Source organism: Photobacterium sp. J15 (assembly GCF_963870815.1).
GTDB lineage: Bacteria > Pseudomonadota > Gammaproteobacteria > Enterobacterales > Vibrionaceae > Photobacterium > Photobacterium marinum.
The window spans coordinates 321564-348523 of the sequence record NZ_CAWMUI010000002.1 but is presented as its reverse complement, the minus strand read 5'-3'; the positions used below and the strand labels follow the sequence as shown (position 1 = coordinate 348523).

Genomic DNA, 26960 nt, shown 5'->3' with positions numbered 1-26960 from the left:
CATCGGTGGTAGTTTAGGAGTGGGAATCAAACATTTCAATCCAAAGGGCCAAATAAATTTTTGGCCCTTTGAATCAACTTTTATTTTCCACCGTTTAATGATATACAAACTATCAGTAATTGGCCTTTATTACAGATTCAATCAAACCAGTGCCAGGAAAATCAGCTACTACAATACCAACATAACTTGAAGGATGTTGATTTATAAAATTTTTAGTTAGTGTATTTGTTCCTTCAAAAACTATTGAACAAATACCGATAAAACAACCAACACGAGGAAAGTCAGGATAAGAATATTTCCATCCTGGCGTTGTTTGTCCTGTCAACAAGCGCGGAGCCCCTGTTCCCGGAGAAGAGTGACCGCTAGCGATAAAATAGGGAAAACTACCACCAGAAGCAGTAAGGTAATTAATAAAGCCTCTGTGATAATTATTTGCAGAATTAATGGCCTTATTTAGGTGCGATTTTACCGCCGTCCACTTTGAATATAGATCCCAATTGGTCGTTACTGAATATTTATCTTGAATATCAAAGCTATTATATGAAAGGCCAAAATTTGGATAACCTCCACTACCGAAGTTTTGCAAAAAGACTATTTTGCCCCGGGTATCACCCAAAGTTGGCCGCCAAGACGTTGGGGTCCAAATAATATTACTATATCGATTGTAATAATCGTTGAATGTGTCTTCAAAACGACGTGTATTTCCTTCTTCAGTATGCTCTTTTTTCACGCGCATCAGGACAGTTTCTGACGGGTTTTCAGCAAGAAACGCAGCAACATCATTTAGAATATGGCCAAATCGTTGGTGCTGATATACAGGTCCATGATGGATAGAAAATGAATCTCCGATATGACGCAAACGGACATCAAGGAAACGCACCCCAGCATTTAACTGCTGGCTAATACTTAGGCTCTGAGTTTGTACTGCATCCCCACCATAGAATGAACCAGAATCATGTGTACCAGGAATAGAAATCTTTCGAATTGGCAGACTATCATTCAATCCTTTCATCCAAGTTTTCTTAGACGGTAAGTCAGTTGAATCATGATAATAACCATTGTCATAATGAGCAAAGGATTGGAAGGACGAGCACAGCGTCGCTGCAAATAATAAAAACTTTAATTTATTCATCAATAATTACCTAAGTATTAAATAAGTTAACAGGGTAGCATTTAGGTGCTTTGCCACTAGGGGGCAACACAAAAAACGAGGCATTGTTTCAAAAATAAATTGCTAAAAACAACAAGTTATGGCTTGACATTAAAGATACAAGTAAATACAAATGAGAACACTTTAGGTCAAATGATTCCATCCCCCCACGAAAAGCAGACAATATAGATAACATAAGTACCGCATAAAGCAGAATTTCAAATCATTTAACTTTGACTCTCATATTTACAACCTGTATTTTGATAGTGCTCTAAAATTAAAACCATCTATTTTATAACTGTCTATCAACATCATCAGATTCATCATAAACAGGTGGAACTTTAAATTTTTCATACAGCGGCCATGTCTGTCACCATACAAATCAATAAAAAATTAATCGCATCAGATGGCAAATAAATAACAGGCATAATCACGGTACCAATACTAGCCCCAATATTAATATAGTGGGCAACATCTATTACGGCATCAATCAAACCTGTAAAAAAGCCCAAAATCATTCCATTGGCTAGATAAGACTTAAAATCCAAAATAAAGTACTTTCGAAAGTTCATATTCCCTCCTAATTTTAAGCACACACCCCATTTCATCTAAGATATCAAACCACATATCTCTTAAAGATGAAGGAACCCTGAATGCACACCAAGGACAATGTTTAATGGTAATATATGAACTCCCGCCATCTGGAACAGAAATACTGTATTCCCGGAACTTTAGGCTATAATTAATTACTTTTTCTTTTAAAGCCTGTCTAGCATCAAACAACAGATCATTTTTAACCTATACCACTTGAACTTACCCCTATAAAATTCATATTATTCACATGGGGCTCTATCAGAGTCGACAATTTAAGTGCTATAAAGCAATCCACTCTCGGAAAAATTTAGAATAGTCATTTGATCACCTACAAACAACAGCATACATAGATGCTTATTTTACAATGAGGCAATCATACGCAACATTATAATTTGCTATATTCAAATAAGCCTTGATTATACGAAATGGTCATGAAACAAAGATATGAGCAATAGCCAATGGGAAGCATCACCATCAAAATCGATGGTTCAGTGATGACATTTGAAATAATTATGAGCTGCGCTTACCGTTAGCAGAAACTGAGCGCAAACCGGCGCATAAGCGCGAGTATTTGGACTAATATCCTTCCAAACAACCACAGCACACTAATTTATAAGTATTTTTTCTTAGACAGTTCAAAATTATCACGATCAACTATCACAAATATATCAACATGTGGTTGTTTCTAAGAAAGTTTAAAGCCACCGACCAATACAGGTGGCTTTGTTTATTTATATTAGAGCTTAATCTTCTTAACCATCCCGGCTTCAGCGTGCCCTGGTATATTACAAGCAAATTCGACATTGTTGTCGCCATGGAAATGCCACAATAACTGTTTTGCTTTCCCCGGTTTAACGGTTACTGTGCTGCCGCTATCATGAGCATGACCGGCTGGCATGTTTCGCATCATTTCGCGGTGCTTCAGCTGTTCTTCTGCTGAACCAATAGAAAACTCGTGATCGATCTTGCCAGTGTTCATCACTACAAACTGAACAACATCATTTGGCTCAATGTTCAGCTCTTTCTTAAAAGTAATTTTCATGTCGTCACTCAGAATGACGTGAACAACCTTATCTGGCTTTGCGCCCTTAGCAGGCATTCCCACCGCCGACATGCCTTCCATGCTCATACCTGAGTGATCCATTTTAGAATGATCCATATCTGCGTGTTGCGCGTGAGTATGATGATCATTACCACCAGCCATAGCTACAGAAGTCGTCAGGGTTAGTGCCACAGCAATCAATGTTTTTTTCATTATCCGGTCCTTGTTATTACGTTTGTTTTCAAGGTCTATTTATGTTTTTGGGGTAGCGTCACCTCTTCTTATACAAGCCAGAAGAGGTGCCGTACGTTAAAGAGGACTAGCGATATCTTTTTGTTTCCACAGCTTGAAGATAGCTGGCAGTACCAACAGGGTGAGCAACAACGCCGAAGCCATGCCGCCAATCATCGGCGCGGCAATACGCTGCATCACTTCCGAACCTGTTCCCTCTCCATACATGATCGGGATAAGGCCGATAATAACCGTCAGGACCGTCATCATGACCGGGCGCACACGCAAACCAGCACCTTCACGAATGGCGTTACTCAGGTCTTCGGCGCTGAGAGCATAATGGTTCTCGGTCGCTTCGTGTTTTTTGTCGTGCCATGCCTGATTGAGATAAACCAGCATGATCACCCCAATTTCAACAGCGACACCGGCAAGAGCAATAAAGCCAACACCAACCGCAATCGAGAAGTTATAGCCCAAGATATGCATCAGCCATAAGCCGCCGACCATTGCCAATGGCAGTGTAGCCATAATAATCAGCACTTCACCAACACGGCGGAAACTGAAGTAAAGCAGCAGCATAATGATGGATATGGTAATAGGCACCACAACACTTAGACGCGCTTTTGCTCGCTCCATATATTCATACTGACCAGACCATGCCAGTGAATAGCCGGACGGCAGTTGCAACTGCTCCGCGACTATTTGCTGTGCTTCTGTAACATAAGAGCCCAAATCCCGACCATCAATATCTACAAATACCCAACCATTCGGACGCGCGTTCTCTGTTTTAATCATCGGCGGGCCGTCTTCATAACGAATATCCGCAACATCAGCCAGCGCGATCCGCGCACCACCAGATGTAACCAGCGGTAGATTCTGCAATTTAACTACCGAATCGCGATAATCCTGCGGGTAGCGCACATTAATCGGGTAACGTTCCAGACCTTCGACGGTTTCCCCTACCGTCATGCCACCAACTGCTGTTGAGATAACCTGCTGAACATCCTTGATGCTAAGGCCATAACGTGCGGCAGCGCGACGCTTGATATCAATAGTGACATAACGCCCACCAGCTACACGCTCGGCATAGACAGAAGCTGTACCCGGGATCTGGCTGAGGATCGGTTCCAGATCAGCCCCAATCTTCTCAATCTCCTTAAGGTCAGGCCCTGCGATCTTGATGCCAATAGGCGTTTTTATCCCGGTTGCCAGCATGTCGATACGGGTTTTAATTGGCATCACCCAAGCATTGGTTAAGCCGGGGAACTGCACTAAATCATCGAACTCTTTCCGCAATGATTCTGTGGTTATACCGTCTCGCCACTGATCCTGTGGTTTCAGTTGGATCACGGTTTCAATCATGGTTAGGGGAGCCGGATCGGTAGCAGTCTCCGCGCGTCCGATTTTGCCCCACACGGTTTCCACTTCCGGTACGGTTTTGATCAGCTTGTTGGTCTGTTGCAACAATTCACGGGCCTTACCGATCGAAATACCGGGATAAGTCGTCGGCATGTACATCAAATCACCTTCATCCAGCGGCGGAATGAACTCGCTGCCCAGTTTGCTAGTCGGGTAATAAGCCGATGCCATCAAGGCCAGCGCCACTACAATCATGGCTTTAGGATATTTCAAGCTGATGCTCAGCAGAGGACGATACAATGCGACCAGAGCTTTGTTCACTGGGTTTTTATGTTCCGGCAGCACTTTCCCGCGAATAAAGTACCCCATCAGCACCGGAACCAAAGTGATCGCCAAACCTGCAGCGGCTGCCATGGCGTAGGTTTTCGTGAAGGCCAGCGGCGAGAACATCTTGCCTTCCTGCCCTTCCAGTGCGAATACCGGTACAAAACTAAGCGTAATAATCAACAGCGAGAAGAACAGCGGAGCCCCGACTTCCTCTGCCGCCTTACCGATTACCTGCCAGCGATTTTTATCAGTAAGCGGCGTACGTTCAATGTGCTTGTGGACGTTTTCTATCATGACAATCGCACCATCTACCATGGCCCCGATAGCAATGGCTATCCCACCGAGCGACATGATATTGGCGTTAATGCCCTGCCAGTGCATTACTACAAAGGCAACAAGGATGCCGACCGGTAGGCTGAGTGCAATAACCAGTGACGAACGGATGTGGAACAGGAACAGCGCACAGACTATCGCCACAACGATGAATTCTTCCGCCAATTTGCTCCATAGATTTTCGACAGCGGCATTAATCAGGGTTGAGCGGTCGTATGTAGCAACGATTTCTACCCCATCTGGCAAACTGCGCTGAAGCTCTTTCAGCTTGTTTTTGACGTTATCAATCACTTCGCTGGCGTTCTCGCCAAAGCGCATCACAATCACGCCACCGACAGCCTCTCCTTCGCCATTGAACTCAGAAATACCACGACGCATCTGCGGGCCAAGGTTAATGTCGGCGATATCACCCAACAGTAATGGCGTACCTCTTTCTGTTACTTTCAGAGGCAGGGACTCAATGTCTTTGATGCCGGTCAGGTAACCAGTGGTACGCACCATATGCTCAGCTTCAGCCACTTCAATCACCGAAGCACCGGTCTCCTGATTACCGTTCTTTATCGCGTTGTTCACCTGTTGCAATGTCAGGTCATAAGCACGCAGTTTCGCCGGATCGATTTGCACCTGATACTGCTTCACCATCCCACCGACAGTCGCCACTTCCGACACCCCATCGACAGTTTGCAGCTCATACTTCAGGAACCAGTCCTGCAGGCTTCGCAGCTCTGCCAAATCATGCTGACCCGTTTTGTCCTGCAAGACATAACTGTAGATCCAGCCAACCCCGGTCGCATCAGGCCCTAGAGTAGGTTTAGCATCAGACGGCAGGTTAGGAGCCACCTGGCTCAAATACTCCAGCACCCGCGAACGTGCCCAGTACATGTCGGTATCATCGTTAAAAATGATATAAACGTAGGAATCACCGAAGAATGAATAACCGCGAACGGTTTCTGCCCCCGGCACCGCCAGCATAGCAGTGGTAAGCGGATAGGTAACCTGATCTTCCACCACCTGAGGCGCCTGTCCCGGATAGGAAGTTTTGATGATCACCTGAACATCAGACAGATCCGGCAAGGCATCGACAGGGGTCTTTGTTACGCTGTACAAACCGCCCAGGGTCAGGAACAGGGTCGCAACCAACACCAGGAAACGGTTGTTGATCGACCAGCGGATAATAGCGCCAATCATTGCTCGTCTCCCGCCTGTTCATTCTCAACAACATTGAGCTTTTTGAGCACATACTCAGAGCCGTCTTTCGCCACCAGACAACGAACCTTTTGCCCTTCAGCAAAAGCGGACAAATCGACATCATCTCCCACTGAGAAATTCATCTCACCACGTTCCCAATTCCACTCAGTAACTGATTGATGGTTAAGGGTGATCATGCCAAAATCTGCCATCAGCATTGAAATTTCACCGTTTACCCATACTTCTGTCGCGATCATGTTGTTATCAACTTTGTAATCGACAATCTCATATTGTCCGGATTCCGTTTTACGAATTTCAAACTCGATCGCCTGACCTTTTTGTATATCTCCCATTTCCATATCGTCAGCAAAAATAAAATTCATCACCATACCCGGCCAGCTCCATTCAGGAACCGGTTGATGGTTGATGGTCAACATGCGGTGCCCCAGCATGACATCGGTAATTTCACCTTTGGCCCAAACCATTGCTGCCTGCAATGCGGCCTCCTCATCATTAGATGAATTTATCCGGGACAGATCCGCCGTCTGGCTGGATTCAGAATCAAGCATAAAGTGTGCAGAGGTAACAACACGCTCCTGATCGGTAAGTCCTTGGAGTACCTCAATCTTATCGCCCGCTTCACGGCCAACCTCGATACGTGCTGAGCGGAATTTACCGTCCCCTTCGGCAAGCACAACACGTGTCATGCCACCGGAGCGGATCACCGAGGCTTTAGGCACAGTCAGCACCGCCAGTTCACTGACGGGCTGCAAGGCGATGTTGGCAAACATATTCGGCTTGAGTTCAGCTTCAGGGTTCGCGAACTTCAAGCGAACCCGCAGGGTACGGGTTTTCGGGTCCAGGATCGGGTAGACATAATCTACTTCACCCTGCCATTCTTTTCCGGGGATCGCGTCCAACGTCATGGAAGCACTGCTGCCAGCTTTTACCCAGTGGGCCTGGCGCTCAAAAACTTCTGCATCAACCCAGACTTCATTTAACGGCCCGGCACTAATCACCGCCTGAGCCGGAGACAGATAACCGCCTTCACGAATATTCAGGCTGGCGATAACACCGTCAGCAACCGCTTTTACTTCAATCGACTGCGAAGCCCGGCCACGCTTAACGATGCGTTTGATTTGCTGACGATCGACACCAAGCGAGATCAGCCTCTCCGTTGCCCCCTTTACCAATCCGTTACGTCCGGTACGATACGCATTAAGCAACTCTTCCTGTGCTTTAACCAAATCCGGTGAATAAAGAGTAAACAGAACATCGCCCTTCTTTACTTTTTCACCGACGGCATTGATAAGCAGCTTCTCAACCCACCCCGCAACACGGACGTTGGTTTGCCATAACTGGCTTTCGTCAAAAGCAATATAGCCAACGGTTTCAATGCGGGGCTCCAGCTTCGTCCACTCAACAGGCGCAGTTTTTACACCAAGGTTGTTCTCTACTGCCGGATCGATTTTCACCGTACCGGGTTTGTCATCAGAACCAGCCAGGTCTTCGGCATAAACCGGGATCAAATCCATCCCCATCGGCGACTTACCCGGCTTATCACGCTTATAATTCGGGTCCATCGGTGCCACCCAGTAAAGAGGTTCATTCGCCTGCTGCGCAGACTCCGTCTCAGACGTTACCGACATAGTATGAAGGTTGAGGTATTGATTGGCTCCAAATCCGATTGCACCGCCCACCAGCAAAGCAATCGTGGCTACTTGTAATGTTTTCATTGTGTTCTCTTACCTTGCAGATGAGTTTTGGTTATTAGTCAGCGTTGAAGCATCTGGTGATACCGCACTGTATTCAAAGCCACCCAGCAAGGCTGCCAGATTGCTTTTGACGATATTCAAATCAGTAATCAAACGCTGTTGCTCAAGCTCGAGGCTGAGCTCATCGCTGGCGGCATTAATCACGTCATTAAACTGCGCAGTGTTATTCTGGTATCCCCGCTCAACGGCTTTAGTGCGCGCCCTAGACTGTTCAAGCAAGGTGTTCTGATAGCGTTGCAGACGCTGTTCCAGATTGCTTTTATCAACCAGCAAGGCGTTCACTTTGGCATTCATCTGTGCAAGCAAAACATCTTTCTGAGATTTGGCCGCCCCAACCTGATACTGGGCCGCGGCATGGTTTCTGTCCTGACGGTTACCGGTGAACAACGGGATATCCATCGTCACAAAAGCACTCACCAGATCTGATGCAGGTTCGCCTTTCATATTGTTTGCCTGACGGTAGCCGTACATCACCTCTACGCCAAACTGCGGCGTATAAGCCTGTTCGGCGATCTCTACCTGAGTTTGAGATACCGAAATGGCGCTATCCGCGATTTTCACCATTGGATGGAGGTTCAGTAGTGAGTAATGCTGAGTAGAGGAAGCATTCTGAAGTTTGCTATCCAGTAGCGTCCAGTTAAGCTGATTGCTGGCCTGAATGTGCTGTCCGGACGCTATCCAGTCTGCGCCCAACCATTCTGATAGCTGAGAAATAATACGCCGCTGAACCTGTGCGTTGGCCTGCAGCTTTTCATCCAACTTGCTGACCTGAAGCTGTGCATTCAACAGATCCTGCGCTTCGTTCTTGCCGATGGAATAGTTGGTCTGAAGGAAATTTTCCATCTCTTTCATCAGGCGTCGATTCTCACGCAGCACTTGTTCTGCTTTCTGCTGATAGCCCAATTCCAACCAGAATAGAGTCATGCTGTTTGCAATTTCCAATTCACGCGCGGCGATTCGCAACGCAATTCCATCAGCCTGTTGATTAGCTTTCTTCTTTTGCAGGTTAAGCGTGTCCCCCCGCTCAAACTGCTGCATTAAACCAACAGAAATATTGGTCATTGGATCTTCGTCAAATCTCAGGCTATCGACCGGCAAACCGCCAAAGCCGACTTTCAGTTTTGGATCCATCAGCGTTGAGCTAGCTATCCCGGTTTCTCGCATCGCCTGAGATTGGGCGAAAAACTGCCTGCGGGAGGCATCATTATTTAACGCCTGCTCGATAAGGCGTGTTAAAGGGTCTGTTCTTGTTAAGAATTCTGACGTAGCTGCGACATTCAGACTTTGACCAACCTTATTTCCCTCTAAGTGGGAGGCAGCAAATAGCGGCGTCGCAACCATAGTCGAAGCACTAACAGCAAGTGCTAATAAACCTGGTTTGATATTCACAATTAAATCCAATCTGTATATGTCTGAACTCAGACAAAAACCACAGTTCACAACACGCAAAGGTGCTGTAAATCAAATAAACAGAAGTTGGATTTAAGCTATCGGAGGGCGATAAAGGGATTGAGATCGTTCAATGATCGCACCCTGCTTCTCAATCGGAATGAGAACAGGCTGAGTCTGATTTGAAATGGTTGTGTTTATAGGTGGCAGAAACGCAATTACAGTGGCGCAACTTGCTGAACAACAAGTATGGGGCGTACTCTGTTCTGAATCACAGTTAACTGGTGTTTGCTCTGGTGCTACTGATTCTGGCATTGCTAAATCGTGCATCGCATGTGCCTTGTCCTGTAACATCAGCCCCCCGCAATGAATGACTGCCGAACCAGAACTTCCACTTGAAGATTTCACATGTACCGACAGTGTCTTGTCCTGAGCTTGGGACGCCTGAGTCTGAGCCACAGCATAGCTGTCGCTCAGCATCTGAAAGGTCATCAGAGGCGCGCTGGCAACAAAGCCGGACATCAGCATAGCGAAAATGCTGATAACGGAGATCCAGATTGTGCGAACAGGAGATAAGCGCATAGCAGGCCTTTCAGAAAAACAGAACTTTAAGTTAAAGCTTCCCCCAAGGGTAAGGTCAAACTAATTTACAAATGACTATCTATTACTTAGCTCACAAATAATCAATTTGTCTTTTTTTATCGTCAAAATCTCACCAATGACACAGGTTTCTCCATTTTTATTAACTATTTTCAAAAAACTGTTGAAACTTAGATATATGCTCATAACTGCACTAAAGGAACCATTAACCTCCTGAATTACATTGAAGTTTTTTGCACCACTGATGCTGATGACTGCATTCAAAAGGACATTGGTAGTTAATAACAAAAAGGTGAAAAATCATGGTGTTAACCCTTGGAAAGAGCGTCGCAAAACTGCTGTGGTGGAATGGATTAGACAAAGCTTTATCCATTTTTGATTACCGAGGGCCGATGCCCGAGCAGTTAGTTCAAAACCTGTTAACCGATCTGGAGGAACTCGGCTCTCTGGCTAAAGTGCTGGGTGATAACCCTCTAGAATCATTTGGTGCAGATGACAGTGAATTGAGCAAGAAATACTACCCCAGCAGGTTTCGTTATTACCAAGCGATCCTAAGCTTCTTTGTTGATATCACCCCGCTTAGGAACAATAGAAAAATCAAAGCACTACCAACAGTAAACGAAACAATTGACCATACGCCTAATGAAAAGTGGTTTTTTTTGAATGGGATCGGCACCAATGAGGATATGGCCAGGGTCAATGCGCAAATGCTCAACAAAATATTCAAACGCCCTATCACACCGCTCCATAATCCAACCAACGGGTTTGCACGTGATTTGATTGAAGTCACCAAAGGCAGAAACTTCAATACCCCGACATCTATTGCCAGATCAGCAAAGATTCACATTAAGTGCGAACTGCTCAAAATCGCAAAAAGAACTGCAAATTCCAGTGAGTATGAAAAGAAAAGACACAAAGTTGTCGTCATTGCTCACTCCCAAGGTGGGATTATTATTTCAAATGTGGTCAAAATGCTGATTCATGATCCACGTTGCAACTCCCTGCTGAAGCATCTAGAAATATACACTTTTGCATCAGCGCATGATGAATACCCTTCATCCTTGACCAAAAGCCAATCGACAAAAGTCCCCTTTACAGAACACTTTGCCAACGACAGAGATTACGTCGCGGAAGTAGGCGTACTAAAAAATGTGAATAAGACTTCAGGTAAAGTCTACGAAAAAAGCGGACCGGGCCACCTCTTGAACTACCACTACCTGAGAGATTTTGATCAGGGTAAATATGAAGGACAGGGGATAGGCAGCCGACTCTATTCTTTACGTAATGGCAATAGGTAAGAATTGGGTTGATCAACAATGGGGATGCGTTCATCCCCTTTTTCAAATAGACATAATACCCAAGCAACAAAATAAAAAGAGTTCCACCACATTCATCCCTTAATATTTACGATCTGCCGTAAGGTGTGGACAACTTCGACAAGATCATTCTGATTTTGCATAACCTTATTGATGTCTTTGTATGCCTTAGGTAATTCATCCAGCACACCTCTGTCCTTGCGACATTCAACCCCGGAAGTCTGCGCAATCAGATCTTTCACCGTATATTGTTTCTTCGCCTGAGTGCGGGAAAGTCGTCGCCCGGCACCATGGCTGCAACTAAAGAATGACTCGGGATTTCCCAGACCACGAACAATAAAAGAACTGGCACCCATACTGCCGGGGATCACCCCTAAATCTCCTTTCATAGCCCGAATTGCACCTTTGCGGGTTAACCAGACTTCCTGCCCAAAGTGCATTTCCCGCTCAATATAATTGTGATGACAGTTAATCGCTTCCTGAGTTATTTCAAACGAAGGCAAATAGTCCACTAATACCTCAAGCGCGGCCTTCATCATCAATTCACGATTCATTCGGGCATACTCCTGTGCCCATTCAACCCCCTCGATGTAGCCGTGATAATTTTTCGATCCTTCCTGAAAATAAGCCAAATCTTTATCCGGAAGGTGAATGTGGTGCCTTTCCATATCCTGTTTGGCCTGGGATATAAAATAACGTCCGATCGCATTACCAATCCCACGGCTGCCAGAGTGCAACATAACCCACAAATTATCCGACTCATCCAGACACAACTCAAAAAAGTGATTTCCGCCACCAAGTGTGCCAGCCTGATAAACCCAGCGATCAGGTTTAACCATTTTTTTCAGGCCAGGATTGGCCTGATAAATTTTATTTAGCCTTTTGGCTAACGGAGAGTCTCCCCGGATTTTAGCAACACTGTGCTCCTGCCCAGGCCCCAAGGGGATGACATCTTCTATGGCATAGCGGATCTTCCTCAAATTGTCTGGTAGTTGCGAAGCATCAAGTGACAAACGAACAGCATTAATCCCACAGCCAATATCAACCCCTACGGCGGCCGGAATGATAGCTTTCACGGTGGCAATAACACTACCAATTGTCGCACCTTTGCCAAGGTGTACATCCGGCATCCCTGCAACATGGTGAAAAATAAAAGGTAATGATGCCGTTCGCCTGAGCTGTTCGGCGGTCTGCTCATCAATATCATCAGTCCAGACTTTTACCGGATGTGGCTGCTGCTTAGTTTGAGGATACTCAGTCAGAACGGGCACAAACTGCCTCCGCGAATCAATTACAGCGGCTAACTACTGAGTATAGTTGTTGAAGAGGCTTTAATCAGTGGCGGTACGGCCGGATGGCGCTCCACTGAGGTCGCACGACAGACAGGCCTTCCTGCGGGACTCATCAGTCCGCAGGACAGACACAGAGTTAACACATACGAAAAAGCCCTTGTCTTTCGACAAGGGCTTTAATCAGTGGCGGAGCGGACGGGACTCGAACCCGCGACCCCCGGCGTGACAGGCCGGTATTCTAACCAACTGAACTACCGCTCCAATTCTGTATGAAGCCCGGCTTGCGCCCAACTTCTAGAATGTGGCGGAGAGATAGGGATTTGAACCCTAGATACGCTACAAACGTATGCCGGTTTTCAAGACCGGTGCTTTCAACCACTCAGCCATCTCTCCGTAAGTGCGGTGTATACTACTCGGCGTTTCTGATGATGTAAATACTTAATTTACTCAACCGCTCAATATACAACCATTTTTTAGGTTTTTCTTTAACTAAGTATGCTTTCGACCAAAATATTGCTCTGGTAGCCATTTTTACCAGGTTATAAATAGACAAACAGGCTGACCATTGCTGGCCAGCCTGATTGCTTCCCTGGGTTTTGTGAGCAATTAACGTAAAATCATTTGCTCACGCTCAGGGCCTACCGAAATCATTTTCACCGGTACACCCATGAGTTCTTCAATACGCTGTACGTACTTCTGCGCTGCTACAGGCAGGCTTTCAAAAGTACGACAGCCAGTAATATCTTCGTCCCAACCTTCCATCTGCTCGTAAACAGGTGCCAGTTCAGCCGTTTGTGGCCAGATTGGGTTTTCGCTGTGCTCGCCGTCGTAGCTAACACAGATCTTCAGATCTGTCATACCACTCAGGCAATCCAGCTTAGTCAGTGCCACTTCAGTTGCAGCCTGCAGCTCAACACCGTTACGTGTCGCAATCGCATCGAAGTAGCCCATATCACGCGGACGACCTGTTACTGCGCCGTATTCATTCGCAGCTTCACGGAAGCTGTCCTGCTCTTCCATTGCAGTAATCAATGTACCTGTGCCCACTGATGAACTGAAAGATTTAGCTACCGCAATAACACGCTCAGGACGCAGAGCCGGCAAGCCACTACCCAAACCAGCATAAGCAGCTGTTACGTTAGACGATGTTGTCCATGGATATTCACCATAAACCAAGTCACGACCAGCACCCAGCTGAGCTTCAAACAGTAGGTTTTCATCTTTTGCCTGAAGCGCTTTTAGCGGCTCACTCACATTGCAGATAGCATCACGCCATGGTTCTGATACTTCCAGCAGCCACTGAGTCATCTCTTCAGCAGTTTGAGTAAATTCAAATGATGGATAAAGCGCTTTAAGCTGAGGCAGTTTCCAGTCCATCATGAACTGAATACGTTCGCGCAATACTTCAGGTTGTTTCAACCAACCAACCAGAATACCTTTTTTCATTACGCGGTCGCCGTATGCAGGTGCAATGCCCTGACGTGTCGAACCGTAAGCACCATCGCCTAAGCGCTCTTCTTCAAGGGTGTCTTCAATAGCGTGGAGTGGAAGACAAAGTGTCGCGCGGTCTGAAATTCGCAGTTTAACGTCAACGCCAGCGGCTTTAACTTCAGCAATTTCTTCAGACAATGGAGCCGGGCTGATCACCATGCCAGGGCCTAGCACCGCAATACAATCTGGATTAAATACGCCGCTTGGAAGCTGGTGCAGTTTAAAAGTACCGAAATCATTAACTACGGTGTGACCGGCATTGTTACCGCCCTGAAAACGAATACTTGCCGACGCGCTATCTGCCAGATAGTCCACAATACGGCCTTTACCTTCATCACCCCAGTTTGCACCAACAACAACGATAGACGACATAATTTAATCTCCTTAAAAGCAATGCCCATATCCTATGCCCGGCCAGCGAATAAGAAAAATTAATAATCATTATAGGGTTGATAAGAATCTCATATAGGATTATTTTGCCAAAAGCGTAGAATGACGCGAGACAGTATTCCCCTCTTTTCCTGTAATCAGCGACTTACTAAAAGGACTGCCATGCTCGATATCCACTGGCTTAATACCTTTGTCACCCTTGCCCGGCTTGAACATTTTGGCAAAACAGCCAATGAGCTTCATATGACCCAACCGAATGTCAGCCTACATATAAAGCAGCTGGAACAAGCAACACGGGTAAAGCTTATTGAACGCAATCCCTTCCGGCTGACTCAGGCGGGTGAACGATTACTGCAAAGTGCTAAAAACACCCTGATGGAGTTACAGGTCTGCCAGGCGGACCTCAATGCCATCAATGATCTTTGCCAGGGAACATTAACAATCGCCGCCAGCGATATTATTTCAAGGTGGCTGTTGATCAGTCCATTCCAGTCATTTAAGACAGAGTTTCCCGGCATTGACCTGTCGCTGCTAAATACCACCTCTTCACAGGCGGCAGAGCTTGTTAAAAGTGCAAAGGCCGATCTCGGTTTCGTTATGGCGCAAAAAGAAAGTCAGCCCCTGCACTTTACTGAGCTAAAACAGGTGAAATGGTGTGCTCTTGGCGACGGGCTGAAAGAGTGGCAGCAAGGCACTGCTGATGATAGCAATGAAGAGCCGACCCTGATCCTGCTAGGTCACGATACCCGAACCCGAGATCTAATCGATTCAGCTCTACCGGAACTGAAATTACCCAAATACAGGATTATGGAAGTAGGCAGTGTTGATGCCCAGATTGACTGGGCTGAAGCAGGGTTCGGGGTCGCTATTGTCCCTGACTTTTCTCTTCATCCGAAGCTAAACCTGCAAACCACAATTACCCCGTTACCGGAATTTCCGACTGCCAGCTTGGGTTATATCGTGCGGCAAAACCAGGTGTTATCAAGAGCAATCAAACAGCTACTACATTGGGTTGATGAAGAAATTATCCACTCAGCACATATCAATTGATAACCCGCTTCCCCCTGACCACTGTCAGGGGAAGACAAGTTGAATCACAGGCTCTGCGCCAGCACAGCTTTTAACTCAGATACAAAAACATCAATATCTTCACGGCTGATGCCTAAATGAGTAACCAAGCGCATCGGGTTGCCAGGCAGAAGAAGGATCTCTTTCTTCTTAAGTTCTGCACACAACATTTGTTGATCAATGGCCGGATCAACTTTGGCGAACAGCATATTAGTCTGAACCAGTTCAGTACGGACACTAAAACCATCAACCTGATTTAGCTGCTCAGCAAGATATTTAGCGTTGGAATGGTCTTCAGCCAAACGCTCGACATTTTCGGTCAGTACCATCTTGCCAGCTGCTGCCAGAATGCCCGCCTGCCGCATACCACCTCCGAGCATTTTTCGGATACGACGAGCTTTGTGGATGAACTCAGCATCACCTAATAGTAGTGAACCAACCGGCGCCCCCAGCCCTTTCGACAGACAAATGGTCATAGAATCAAAGTGACAGGCGATTTCTCGGATATCAACATTCAGAGCCACCGCAGCATTGTAGACACGGGCACCATCCAGATGCAGTTTCAGGCCATGCTCATCAACGAAATGACGGGCCTGAGCCAAATATTCCAGAGGTAGCACCTTACCATTGATAGTGTTTTCGAGGCTGAGCAATTTTGTACGGGCAAAATGAAAATCATCCGGCTTGATAGCAGCTTTGAGCTTGGCGAAGCTCAGGGTGCCATCTTTTTCATTTTCAACTGGTTGTGGCTGGATGGAACCCAATACCGCCGCACCACCCGCTTCATATTTATAGTTGTGAGCCTGCTGGCCGCAAAGGTATTCATCACCTCGCTCACAGTGACTCATCAGTGCCAGCAAATTTGCCTGAGTGCCGGAGCTGGTAAAAATAGCAGCTTCAAATCCGTGGCGCTCAGCAGCCCATTGCTCCAGATCATTTACTGTCGGGTCATCGGAAAAAACATCATCACCGACAGGCGCATTCGCCATTGCAGTTCGCATTTCAGCCGTTGGCTGGGTCACAGTATCAGAGCGAAAATCGATCATCCCGGGATATCCTTATCTTGTTGCATCAATCATTCGCTAAGCATGACATAAAACACAGCACCGGGATTGTAAAATATTAACAAAAAGGCAATTAATGCGCGGTATGGTGCTCCTCACCGAATCCATTATCTTTCAGCCACTTTTCCCATTGGTATAATTTCAGGCGCTGAGCTCTGTTGCGAACCTGAACCGCCAAAATAGCACCGGAACCAACACCGAAGGCAATAGCGGAATAAAACTGAGCGATCATCGGCCCCTGAAAATGCCAGACAAAAATGTACATTCCGGCCCCCCAGAGTAATGTCCCAAGAATAAATTGAAGCACAAACAGTTTGAGTGGATGTTCAAAAACACGCGGTTTACCCTTGTAACCAGTCAGTTTATAGAAAAGATAAGGATAAGGCCGGAGATCATCTTCGGAAGCACCAAGGGAAATCAGATACTCGCGGATAAAATCATCCATCTGCATCAGCGGGTTCCTTACTAACTCAAGACGACAGCAATAAGGGGGAGCCCTGCGGTTCTACTATAAATGAGAACACAAATCACTGCGTCGACGAACAAAGCGGCATAACATACCTCATTCGCCTCTAACAATTTGTGATCTCGAACTTACCATTATGAGTAGCTGTGCATAATGGCAATTATTTGACCTCAATATAACCTATCAGGCTGATCTTTATATACTCGATAACATGGCAGTGATACATCCAGAGGTCGCTCTTCATACCAAATCGAAGTTATACCTACTCACCAACAACCCTTCCTATTGTTTGATTTCAGCTGAAAAGGGTGTCTGATTTTTGCTCAACAACTGTGAGTACAAGCTATTGAAAAAGAAAAAGGCCAACACTAAAATGAGAATCCTTATCAACAAGCCAGATTAAACCATGTAATCTCATTCAATAATGCTGAGCCACAAAAATATGACAGATTCGACAATTCGCTCCAACGCAGGAAAAAAGCCCTATGACAGCATTAGCCCATTATTGAATATTGATAAGCATCACAGCCTGCCGGAAAGTGTTTTCAATACAGGAGCTGAATATCATGAAATTATTGAAATTGGTCAGTCAGTACTAAACATAACAACATATTGTTTTTCTGAAATTCAAATCGTTATTTTTGAAGGCTTTATAGATAAGGAGATTGAAATCCCTATCAAAGATAATGGCGAATATTTATCACTGGCTTTTGTCAAAAAAGGGACGATTAAGACAATCTCCACCTTGTGTGATTTTGAAAATATCGCCACAGCAGGAACCGCTAATCTGTGCCACCACCATTGCTTTGAAGGAACAGCCTACTTCTCCCCAACTGAAAAGTTACAAATAGCTGCGATATGCTTACCTAAAGGTTACCTGACTGAATTTAAAACGCTTCTTACACACGGTAACAGTCTTAAAGCACATGGTTATATGCATATTCCGATGGCTAACAATATTCCCATGCAAGAATGTGTTGATATGTTATTTACCCCACCTGTTACCGGACAGGTAAAGCAGGTGTTCCTCAAAGGTAAAGCCTATGAACTTATTTCTTTAAGCGTGCAGTCAATGTTCAGCCAATCGATACCAACTTCAGGCGTCAGCGAAAAAGAAAAACACAGGATCTACAAAGCAAGGGACATTCTTGAAAACTCTCTTCTGAACCCGCCTAAGCTGCCAGTTCTTGCCCGCTTAATCGGTACGAATGATTTTCAACTGAAAAAAGACTTCAAGTCCGTCTTTAATACCAGCCCACATGCTTATGTCATTCGGCGCCGCATGGAGAAGGCGTATCAGTCAATTATCAATAGTGACATGCCTATTACCATCATTGCCCAAAACCTTGGCTATAACAACGCCAGTCATTTTTCATCGACTTTTTTTAAACACTACGGGGTAAAGCCAAGAGACGTGAAGCATCTGCGTAAACAAGGGGAGACGACCATAAATGGCTCAGAGTTATCCGCTCTTAAAGATTAAGAGACTATTCCCCGCTTGTTTCAATACCTGTGTACCAGGCCATGCACTTTCCCACTAATAAAAAAGTACATGGCGCTCAGTAAAGAAGTTGGAGAATATAACAGTCGCTTTCTTTTATTGTGCGGCTGAGTGCTGCGGTTGCTCTGGTATGCGTTTCCAACAAAGCATGACAAAAACACAGAACAGCCCCAGTAACAATGCAAACAGCTGGAAAGGCATTTCTGCCGCCATCTGATAAAGCAAGGCTGACAACAGAGGTCCAACCACATAACCAGCAGCCTGAGTACCCGCAGCAAGGCCGGATACCGCACCTAACTCATCATTATCGACAGCCAGAGTCACAGCCGTATTAAAGCCAGTTGTCATCAATCCGGTCGATAAACCAAACAATACAAACAGAGCATGCATTTGCCATACATACTCAGGCAAAGTCATCAAGAAGAAAGTACTGGCGCCGGTAATAAGACCAATCACAATCTGGTTAGCGGGAGCTAGACGCAAACGACCAATAATCAACAATTGGGTCAGAATAGTTGCAACTGCCGAACAGACAAAGCCAATGCTGGTTTGTGCCGCGGCAAGCTCAGGAGTTAACTCAAACAAATCCTGATACCGGAACGCAGCAAGCTGAAACAACCCGGATAACGCAATAAAATACGCAAAGCCGGTGAGCAATAAAAAGAAGATCCGCGGATCAGTTAATTTCAATTTTATCTTGGCTTTATCGGCTGATTTTACTTTTGGCGTTTCAGGCATAATCGCCAGAACCAGTATGCCAGCGACAGCTGAAATGGCCGCAGAAACATACAAGGGTAAAGTTATAGATATCACCACCAGCAATGACGCAATTCCAGGACCACCGATCATTCCGATGCCATACGCAGCCTGAATTGAAGCCATGGCTGACGAGCGATTCTCATCACCGGTCGACTCTGCAATTGCCGCCTGTACTGCAGGAAATACTCCGCTGGACAGCAATGCATAGCAAAGCCGGGCAAATGTCATAAGCAAGAAAGCCGACGTCGCCGTAATGACACTAAACCGTCCAAGATCACCAAACAGACCAAAAAACCCGGTCGACACCGCGTAACCGAGAAAACCGAACGCAATCATTTTCTTGCGCCCCCACTCATCACTTTTTCTCCCCCAGTATGGGGCTGAAACCATAAAAGCGATGGCGGCTAAGGTAAAAATCAAAGCGACTTGATAATCCGGCATTCCGATTTGCCGCCCAAGCGGGGGCAACACTGAAAAAATAACTGACTGTCCGGCCCCTACTGTTGCCAGCCCGCACAAAAGTATCCAGGTCGTTATTTTAGGCATAACTTTTCCCCTCTCTTTGAGTTCAAGCAGATATCAAAAATCAACAGACACACCCAAGCCCAATGTCCGTGGCTGGCCAGCACCCGCAATAGGCGCTGGCCCAGGGAAAGGCAAGGCGTAGTAATTAGTGATGTAGTCTTCATCAAACAGGTTGGTACCAAAGACATAAACCGTGTAGTCGTCCACTCGGTAACCCAGATGTGCATCAATCAAACCATAACCATCGATTTTTAGGGTATTCTCAGCATCTGTATAAGTTGATGAACGATAGCTATAAGTCAGGTGCCCATAAAGCCCTTCATAACCACCATAATTCAGCGTTACCGATGACGTAAACTCCGGTGAATTAGCCATTCTGTTTCCGGCAAATTCATTCGTTCTGTACTCAGCTTTATTCAGGCCTAGTGCGCCGCTCAGTGACCAATTCATATTAATGAACCAGTTCAGATCGAATTCAGCCCCATAACTGCGAGCCTTATCTACATTGAAGAAAGTAATGTTATTCAATGCGCTGATACTCCGTCCGTGAGCATCTTTAATATCCAGATAGAAAAGATTTAGGTCTAAATTAAGCTGGTTATCTAACCATGAAGATTTAATTCCAAGTTCATAATCAATTGTTCTTTGCGGTTCATATTTTGCGTTATCCGGATTTAATTCAGTAAAGTTAAAACCTCCGGATTGATAACCTTTTGACACACTACCATAAAGCAAGTGTTCCCCTTCCAACTGATAACCAAAAGCTAATTTTGGCAACCAGACATCCCAAGAAGCCTCTCGTTTGTAATTAGTAGTGGTATCGTTCCCCATCATTACGTTTCGATTTGATGAATCAATTTCTTTATCATCTTTTTGCCACCTTAGACCCAGCGTAGTTTCAAGCCTGTCTGTCACCGGAAAGATGCCCTGGCCAAAGATTGTAAATTGTTCACCAGACACATCAGACATATTGTGCGCTTCCATGTAACCAAATTTTGAATTTGGGACAACCGTGCCATTATCTTTTGCGTCATATAAATGATCTTGGTAAAAAACACCAGTGACCCATCGAATATCACTATTATTCGAATTAAATCTCAGTTCATGAGTTTGGGTGCTGACTTCAGAGTCATCAATAAATTTTGCACCTTCAAAACTACCTATAACAGGAGATATTGAGCCATTAGTACGGTCCATATCTGAAATATGATCCGCTGAAGTTTTTTGGTTAGCAATTAAGTAAGTAACAGCAAAACTCTCTCGCTCATGCTCGATTTTTAATGCCTGGTCAGAAACTTTAACGCGATTTTTAGCATTAATTTCCTGACGAGTAATCAAAGATCCATCATTTTCTGCATAAAACGGTAAACCACCATTATCACGATCTTCACCATTCAAGCTCAATATTGCATGCGTTCTATCAGAGATATTCCATCTGAAATTACCGTTATACTGGTACGCTTCTTTCTCATCATAGTCTGAGCGGGAACCAGGGTATTTATTTGTTAAGTACCCTGAACTTTCACGATATCTGCCAGCTATATTAAAGCTCAGAACATCTTCAATTATTGCCTGACCATATGAACCGTAAATCATTCGGCCATCATACTCGGCAGCTTCTGCGACTAATTTGCCTTCAGGCATACCATCCGGTTGACGGGTGATCACATTAATTACGCCACCCAAGCTACTCTGACCATAAAGAGTACTCTGAGAGCCACGTAAGAACTCAACGCGTTCAACATTCAACAGCCCTAAATCCATACCATAGACAGAAGAATGTGGAACACCATCAATATAGACAGTAATAGGGGACTCTTGCGCAAAAGCAGATGTTGCCAAGCCTCGATAATTAGGCGACGAAAAAACACCATAGTTATTTGAAATTGCTACATTTGGCAATGTCTTCAGAAATGGTTCAAGGCTGTAAATTCTCTTTTGCTCAAGCACCTCCCCTGTTGTCACTTGTATCGAAACCGGGATATTTCGAACGTTTTCTTCCATTTTTGTTGCAGTTACAGTCATGACTTCTAATTCACCATGATCTGAAGATGAACTGTTTGGGGAGTCATTTTCCACTGAAGCTTGCACATTTGATGATAGAGCGAACACCACTGATGCAGCGAGCAGTGTTATACGAGTCGGCATTTGAGATCCTTTGCAATATGATTATCCACAACAGGAAAATGATAACCATTATCATCAAATGCAAATATTAAAAACGGGAGTTTTTACAGCAAAATACGGAGTTTAAAGAAAGGAAGTTAATAGAAAGAGTACACAGCCGAGGCAAACTTTATTCTTGTTTCCCTCGATTGTGTATTTATCGAAAGTAATGCTTACTGAATAAAATAAGCAGATAGGAAAAAGGCCAGCCAGACAACAAGCGATGCTCCATATTAATTAGCTTCTATTGAAACCATTTGGCTGATAACCCAAGCCAGAACAGAACCGCAGATCAGGCCACCGGTATTGGCTGCCATATCCAGCCATTCACCATAACGGTTAACATAGGGTTGTATAAGCTCAATCATCCCGCTCCAGCCAATAAATAACAGTCCGAACAGCGGCCATTTTTTCGGTTTTCTCAAAGCAACCGGAAACATTAATGCGGCATAAGCGATGAAATGGTGAGTTTTGTCAGTACCCGGAACTTCAGGCAATTCAGCCATTGGCGTCAAAGATAAAAACGTAATGGAAAACAGGATGAGTAATGTTATCGCAGCCCAGTATTTATGGATAAATCGGAGAAGAAAAGTCATTTAATCGCCAGTTAAATATGAATGAAATCGCCACCAGCAAAGGTGCGACACTCATGGTAGGAGGTAGCGCAAACAGATACAAGTTGGAGGCGATAGAAATTTCACAGCATTCCAATCTGTCGCAAGGATCACGTATTATGCTTATAAAAATGACTCAAGATACTTGAGTTACCAACAATCATTCAGCCTGAGATTTTAACTAAGATGGATTTTTTCCCAGCCTTTTTGCGCCTGACAGACAGGCAAGTGCTCGTTGTCGGCGGTGGCGATGTAGCCTGCCGAAAGGTCGATTTATTACTTCGCGCTAACGCCAACGTTACAGTGCTCTCCCCTGAGCTACATCCATTTCTTGCTAATTATGCTGATAAAGGCAGGCTGGCTTACCTCTGCAAAAACTATGAAGAAGGCGATCTGGCAGGCTTTGATCAGGTATGGGCAACCACAGACCAAAGGGAATTAAATCATCAGATATATCGAGATGCCACAGCTCAGGGTTTATGGGTAAATGTGGTTGATGATCCAAAATTTTGTCATTTTATTACACCTTCTATGGTGGATCGTTCCCCGATTCAGATCGCCATTTCCAGTGGAGGCGCTTCCCCGGTTTTAGTCCGTTACCTGCGTGAACGTTTTGAAACCATGCTGCCTCAGAATCTGGCTATGCTTGCAGATTATGCAGGAAAACAACGAGATCGCATTAAAGAGCACTTTAATACCGTTGATGAACGAAGAAAATTCTGGGAGCGTTTTTTCCGACTGCCGGAAGTTGAACACGCCAAACAAGTGGAAGAGCTTGAGAGCGCCTTCTGCCATTTGCTTGCATCACCGGAAGAAACAAACCAGACAATCACCATAGTCTACATCGGTCGAGATCCGGAGCTACTGACATTAAAAGCACTGCGTCTGATGCAGCAGACAGAGTATGTTCTCTACAGCCATGACTGCCCTGATATTTTTGTCGATCTATGCCGTCGTGATGCCGAGCGTGAGTTAGTTCAATCGCATGAGCTAATTGAAAAAGCGGTAGACCTTGCCAAACAGGATATCAGAGCCTGTGTACTCACTTCAGCCCTCCCGACGAAGGAGATGATGCAAGCAGCATCGCCATTATCCAATGAGCCGATTTTCGTGTCGGCAAGCGATGCAACAACCTGAAACTTGCATTAATTTAAACAGGTGAAAAGCTGTTATTTTTCGCCTGTTTATTCCTTTACAGCAGCCAGCCAAACCAACCATTCGTTAACAAACACCATCAAAATCATACAACTACCCCTTTAGGGTAGTATTTATCTGTAATTGATTTACATCATGTATTAACTTTCCTTCACAACTGAAAATCTCTGACAGTTTTTTGCTTTCGGTCAGGATTTTCTATGAGTAGCAAGATGAAGTTGGTCATCATCGGAAACGGTATGGTTGGCCATCGTTATATCGAAGATTTAGTCGAGAAAACGGATGTCTCCAATTTCGAGATCACCGTTTTTTGTGAAGAGCCTCGGGTCGCCTACGACCGCGTTCACCTCTCTTCCTATTTCTCCCACCATACCGCTGATGAGCTTTCTCTTGTCAAAACCGGTTTCTATGAAAAGCACGGTATCAACGTTTTAATCGGCGAGCGTGCTATCAACATCAACCGCAAAAATCGCATCGTTTATTCCAACTCAGGTCGTGAAATCGCCTACGACAAGTTGATCCTGGCAACAGGTTCTTACCCTTGGGTACCACCAATCAAAGGTTCTGAAAACAAAGACTGTTTTGTTTACCGCACCATTGAAGATCTTAAAGCCATTGAAAATACTGCGAAGAAAAGCAAGAGCGGTGTTGTTGTCGGCGGCGGCCTGCTGGGTCTTGAAGCCGCAGGTGCACTGAAAGCGCTGGGTGTTGAAACTCACGTTATCGAATTTGCACCAGTGCTGATGGCTGAGCAGCTTGACCTACACGGCGGCCTGCAACTGCGTAACAAAATTGAGCGTATGGGCGTTCAGGTTCACACCAGCAAGAACACACAGGAAATTGTTGCAGAGGGAACCTCGGCCCGAAACACAATGAAGTTTGCCGACGATACTGAACTGGAAGTTGACTTCATCGTGTTCTCAACCGGTATCCGCCCGCAGGATAAACTGGCTCGTCAGGCTCAGCTCGACATTGCGCCTCGCGGCGGTATTGCCATTAACGACCACTGTCAGACTTCCGATGAAAACATTTACGCAATCGGTGAGTGTGCTTCATGGAATGAAACCTTCTTCGGCCTAGTTGCGCCGGGCTACAAAATGGCGACCGTTGCCGTCGACCACCTGCTGGGCAATGAGAGTCAGTTTGAAGGGGCTGATATGAGCGCCAAACTGAAACTGCTGGGTGTTAAAGTCGGCAGTATTGGTGATGCCAATGGCCGCACTCCGGGTTGTAAGAGCTATGTCTATCTCAATGAGGAAGAAGATGTTTACAAACGCCTGATTGTTTCTGAAGACGGTAAGAAACTGCTGGGTGCCGTCTTAGTCGGTGACACCTCTGACTATGGCGACCTACTGCAACTGAAGCTGAATGAAATCGATCTGCCTGAACATCCGGATGCACTGATCCTGCCAGCTCACGCAGGTGCCGAAAAGCCGTCGCTGGGTGCTGATTCCCTGCCGGAATCTGCGGTGATCTGTTCTTGTTTTGATGTCACCAAAGGCAAAATTGCTCAGGCTGTTGCCGACGGTCACCACACGCTGGCAGATATCAAAGCCGCGACAGGTGCTGGTACCGGCTGTGGCGGTTGTATCCCGCTGGTAACTTCCGTGTTGAATGCCGAGCTGGAGAAAGCCGGTGTCGAAGTCAGCAACGATATCTGTGAACACTTCGCTTATTCCCGCCAGGAGCTGTTCCACCTGATCCGCATTGAAGGCATCAAGAGCTTCGATGAGATGCTGGAAAAACACGGTAAAGGTTACGGTTGTGAAGTCTGTAAACCGGCTATCGGTTCTGTTCTGGCATCATGCTGGGGTGACCATGTCCTGAAACCGCAACATGTCAGCCTTCAGGACACCAACGATAACTTCCTCGGCAACATGCAAAAAGACGGCACTTACTCAGTGATCCCTCGTATGGCCGGTGGTGAGGTAACACCACAGGCACTGGGAGCTCTGGCGAAAGTAGCCGAAGAATACAACCTGTATACCAAGGTCACCGGTGCTCAGCGGATCGGCCTGTTTGGTGCACAGAAAGATGACCTGCCTGTTATCTGGGAAAAACTGATTGCTGCCGGTTTCGAATCCGGTCAGGCCTACGCCAAAGCACTGCGTATGGCTAAAACCTGTGTCGGCAGCACCTGGTGCCGCTACGGTGTTCAGGACAGTGTAGGCCTCGGCGCAATGATCGAGAATCGCTACAAAGGCATACGTACCCCGCACAAGATGAAGTTCGGTGTTTCCGGTTGTACCCGCGAGTGTGCCGAAGCACAGGGCAAAGATCTGGGTATTATCGCCACCGATGCAGGCTGGAACATGTATGTTTGTGGTAACGGCGGAATGAAACCTCGCCATGCAGACCTGCTGGCCTCGGATCTGGATCAGAAGACTCTGCTTAAGTACATCGACCGCTTCATGATGTTCTACATCCGCACCGCCGACAAGCTACAGCGTACCTCTGTCTGGCTGGACAATATGGAAGGCGGCGTCGACTACCTGCGAGAAGTCATTGTTGATAACAAGCTGGGTATCAATGAACAGCTTGAAGCCGATATCAGTAATCTTATCGACAACTACAGCTGCGAGTGGAATGACACCATCAAAGACGAAGATCAACTGAAGCGCTTTGCCCACTTCATTAACAGTGATCAGCGAGACGATAACGTGGTGTTCGTACCTGAACGTGAACAACACCGTCCGGCAACTTTCACAGAGAAACACCCTGCCGCCAAAGGCGACATTCTGCACGTAGAACTGGAGAACTGATGATGAGCAAATGGCAAACAATCTGCACGCTGGAAGACATTATTCCCGGTACCGGCGTCTGCGCGTTAGTTAATGGTGAGCAAATAGCCCTGTTCCGCCCTAACAAAGATGAGCAAGTTTTCGCTATTCACAACATGGATCCGTTCGCTAAATCTAACGTGCTGTCCCGCGGTCTGATTTGCGAACACCAAGGTGAACTCTGGGTCGCCAGCCCGCTTAAAAAACAGCGCTTCAACCTGAAAGACGGCCGCTGCCTTGAGGATGAACGCTTCAGCGTGAAAGCCTTCGAGGTTCGCATCCATCAGGGCATGGTTGAAATGCCGGCGGTATAAATCGCCTGTTGCCCCCCTCTTTCGGGGGCAACACCTTCAGCGACAAGCACCAAAGTTAAAACATCAATAGC

Annotated in this window: 21 protein-coding genes and 2 tRNA genes; 6 read left to right on the top strand and 17 right to left on the bottom strand. The window is 45.8% G+C overall.

Annotated features, from left to right (window positions below):
* Window positions 1-112: 112 nt before the first annotated feature.
* The 8 genes from AACQ93_RS18420 to AACQ93_RS18390 form a co-directional block, all read right to left on the bottom strand.
* A complete protein-coding gene (locus tag AACQ93_RS18420) occupies window positions 113-1132 on the bottom strand; it encodes a phosphatidylinositol-specific phospholipase C (RefSeq protein WP_084419313.1) in 1020 nt (339 codons plus the stop codon).
* A gap of 368 nt (window positions 1133-1500) precedes the next feature.
* Entirely contained in the window at window positions 1501-1722 is a 222-nt protein-coding gene (locus tag AACQ93_RS18415; RefSeq protein WP_064607595.1) for a hypothetical protein, read from the bottom strand.
* Window positions 1688-1933, bottom strand: coding sequence for a DUF6980 family protein (locus AACQ93_RS25490; protein WP_445323158.1), 246 nt, complete (start codon window positions 1931-1933; stop codon window positions 1688-1690). Before AACQ93_RS25490 ends, AACQ93_RS18415 begins: the two co-directional genes overlap by 35 nt.
* A 547-nt stretch (window positions 1934-2480) precedes the next feature.
* A complete protein-coding gene (gene copI, locus AACQ93_RS18410; protein ID WP_064607593.1) occupies window positions 2481-2999 on the bottom strand; it encodes a copper-resistant cuproprotein CopI in 519 nt (172 codons plus the stop codon).
* Window positions 3000-3095: 96 nt separating this feature from the next.
* A complete protein-coding gene (locus AACQ93_RS18405; RefSeq protein ID WP_064607590.1) occupies window positions 3096-6224 on the bottom strand; it encodes an efflux RND transporter permease subunit in 3129 nt (1042 codons plus the stop codon).
* Window positions 6221-7960, bottom strand: coding sequence for an efflux RND transporter periplasmic adaptor subunit (locus AACQ93_RS18400; protein WP_064607587.1), 1740 nt, complete (start codon window positions 7958-7960; stop codon window positions 6221-6223). Before AACQ93_RS18400 ends, AACQ93_RS18405 begins: the two co-directional genes overlap by 4 nt.
* A 9-nt stretch (window positions 7961-7969) precedes the next feature.
* Window positions 7970-9382 (bottom strand): TolC family protein, encoded by a 1413-nt coding sequence (locus tag AACQ93_RS18395; protein WP_198160263.1) that lies wholly within the window; start codon window positions 9380-9382, stop codon window positions 7970-7972.
* Between the two features lie 99 nt (window positions 9383-9481).
* A complete protein-coding gene (locus AACQ93_RS18390; protein ID WP_064607582.1) occupies window positions 9482-9970 on the bottom strand; it encodes a hypothetical protein in 489 nt (162 codons plus the stop codon).
* Window positions 9971-10290: 320 nt separating this feature from the next.
* On the opposite strand from AACQ93_RS18390, the gene AACQ93_RS18385 reads away from it, so the two are divergent.
* Window positions 10291-11286, top strand: coding sequence for an alpha/beta hydrolase (locus AACQ93_RS18385; RefSeq protein WP_064607579.1), 996 nt, complete (start codon window positions 10291-10293; stop codon window positions 11284-11286).
* A 92-nt stretch (window positions 11287-11378) separates the two neighbouring features.
* Here the strand turns inward: AACQ93_RS18385 and AACQ93_RS18380 are convergent, their stop codons facing one another.
* The 4 genes from AACQ93_RS18380 to AACQ93_RS18365 all read right to left on the bottom strand — a co-directional run bounded on the left by AACQ93_RS18380 (window position 11379) and on the right by AACQ93_RS18365 (window position 14459).
* Window positions 11379-12575, bottom strand: coding sequence for an RtcB family protein (locus AACQ93_RS18380; RefSeq protein ID WP_064607576.1), 1197 nt, complete (start codon window positions 12573-12575; stop codon window positions 11379-11381).
* Window positions 12576-12780: 205 nt separating this feature from the next.
* Window positions 12781-12857: transfer RNA gene (locus tag AACQ93_RS18375), tRNA-Asp, on the bottom strand.
* A gap of 41 nt (window positions 12858-12898) precedes the next feature.
* Window positions 12899-12989: transfer RNA gene (locus AACQ93_RS18370), tRNA-Ser, on the bottom strand.
* A 213-nt stretch (window positions 12990-13202) separates the two neighbouring features.
* A complete protein-coding gene (locus AACQ93_RS18365) occupies window positions 13203-14459 on the bottom strand; it encodes an adenylosuccinate synthase (protein ID WP_064607573.1) in 1257 nt (418 codons plus the stop codon).
* A 180-nt stretch (window positions 14460-14639) separates the two neighbouring features.
* Here AACQ93_RS18365 and AACQ93_RS18360 point away from each other — a divergent pair, with 180 nt between their 5' ends.
* Window positions 14640-15527: a LysR family transcriptional regulator gene (locus AACQ93_RS18360; protein ID WP_064607572.1), complete on the top strand. Its 888-nt coding sequence runs from the start codon at window positions 14640-14642 to the stop codon at window positions 15525-15527.
* A gap of 44 nt (window positions 15528-15571) precedes the next feature.
* Here the strand turns inward: AACQ93_RS18360 and ltaE are convergent, their stop codons facing one another.
* Together ltaE and AACQ93_RS18350 are read right to left on the bottom strand one after the other, a co-directional pair.
* Window positions 15572-16591: a low-specificity L-threonine aldolase gene (gene ltaE, locus AACQ93_RS18355; RefSeq protein ID WP_064607571.1), complete on the bottom strand. Its 1020-nt coding sequence runs from the start codon at window positions 16589-16591 to the stop codon at window positions 15572-15574.
* Between the two features lie 91 nt (window positions 16592-16682).
* Window positions 16683-17060 (bottom strand): DUF6404 family protein, encoded by a 378-nt coding sequence (locus AACQ93_RS18350; RefSeq protein ID WP_064607570.1) that lies wholly within the window; start codon window positions 17058-17060, stop codon window positions 16683-16685.
* A 457-nt stretch (window positions 17061-17517) separates the two neighbouring features.
* On the opposite strand from AACQ93_RS18350, the gene AACQ93_RS18345 reads away from it, so the two are divergent.
* Window positions 17518-18558, top strand: a complete 1041-nt coding sequence (locus AACQ93_RS18345) for a helix-turn-helix transcriptional regulator (RefSeq protein ID WP_198160193.1) — start codon at window positions 17518-17520, stop codon at window positions 18556-18558.
* 114 nt (window positions 18559-18672) lie between these two features.
* Here AACQ93_RS18345 and AACQ93_RS18340 read toward each other — a convergent pair whose 3' ends face one another.
* From AACQ93_RS18340 to AACQ93_RS18330, 3 genes are all read right to left on the bottom strand, one after another.
* A complete protein-coding gene (locus tag AACQ93_RS18340; RefSeq protein WP_084419311.1) occupies window positions 18673-19881 on the bottom strand; it encodes an MFS transporter in 1209 nt (402 codons plus the stop codon).
* A 33-nt stretch (window positions 19882-19914) separates the two neighbouring features.
* Window positions 19915-22008 (bottom strand): TonB-dependent receptor, encoded by a 2094-nt coding sequence (locus AACQ93_RS18335; protein WP_064607567.1) that lies wholly within the window; start codon window positions 22006-22008, stop codon window positions 19915-19917.
* Window positions 22009-22259: 251 nt separating this feature from the next.
* The gene (locus AACQ93_RS18330) at window positions 22260-22622 is read right to left on the bottom strand and encodes a VanZ family protein (RefSeq protein ID WP_064607563.1); all 363 of its coding nucleotides are present in this window, start codon (window positions 22620-22622) and stop codon (window positions 22260-22262) included.
* A gap of 204 nt (window positions 22623-22826) precedes the next feature.
* Here AACQ93_RS18330 and AACQ93_RS18325 point away from each other — a divergent pair, with 204 nt between their 5' ends.
* The 3 genes from AACQ93_RS18325 to nirD all read left to right on the top strand — a co-directional run bounded on the left by AACQ93_RS18325 (window position 22827) and on the right by nirD (window position 26889).
* On the top strand, window positions 22827-23777 hold the full coding sequence (locus tag AACQ93_RS18325; protein WP_064607560.1) for a precorrin-2 dehydrogenase/sirohydrochlorin ferrochelatase family protein: 951 nt from the start codon (window positions 22827-22829) through the stop codon (window positions 23775-23777).
* Between the two features lie 218 nt (window positions 23778-23995).
* Window positions 23996-26557 (top strand): nitrite reductase large subunit NirB, encoded by a 2562-nt coding sequence (gene nirB, locus AACQ93_RS18320; RefSeq protein ID WP_064607557.1) that lies wholly within the window; start codon window positions 23996-23998, stop codon window positions 26555-26557.
* The gene (nirD, locus tag AACQ93_RS18315) at window positions 26557-26889 is read left to right on the top strand and encodes a nitrite reductase small subunit NirD (RefSeq protein WP_007463706.1); all 333 of its coding nucleotides are present in this window, start codon (window positions 26557-26559) and stop codon (window positions 26887-26889) included. The genes nirB and nirD overlap by 1 nt, the downstream gene beginning before the upstream one ends.
* Window positions 26890-26960: the final 71 nt, after the last annotated feature.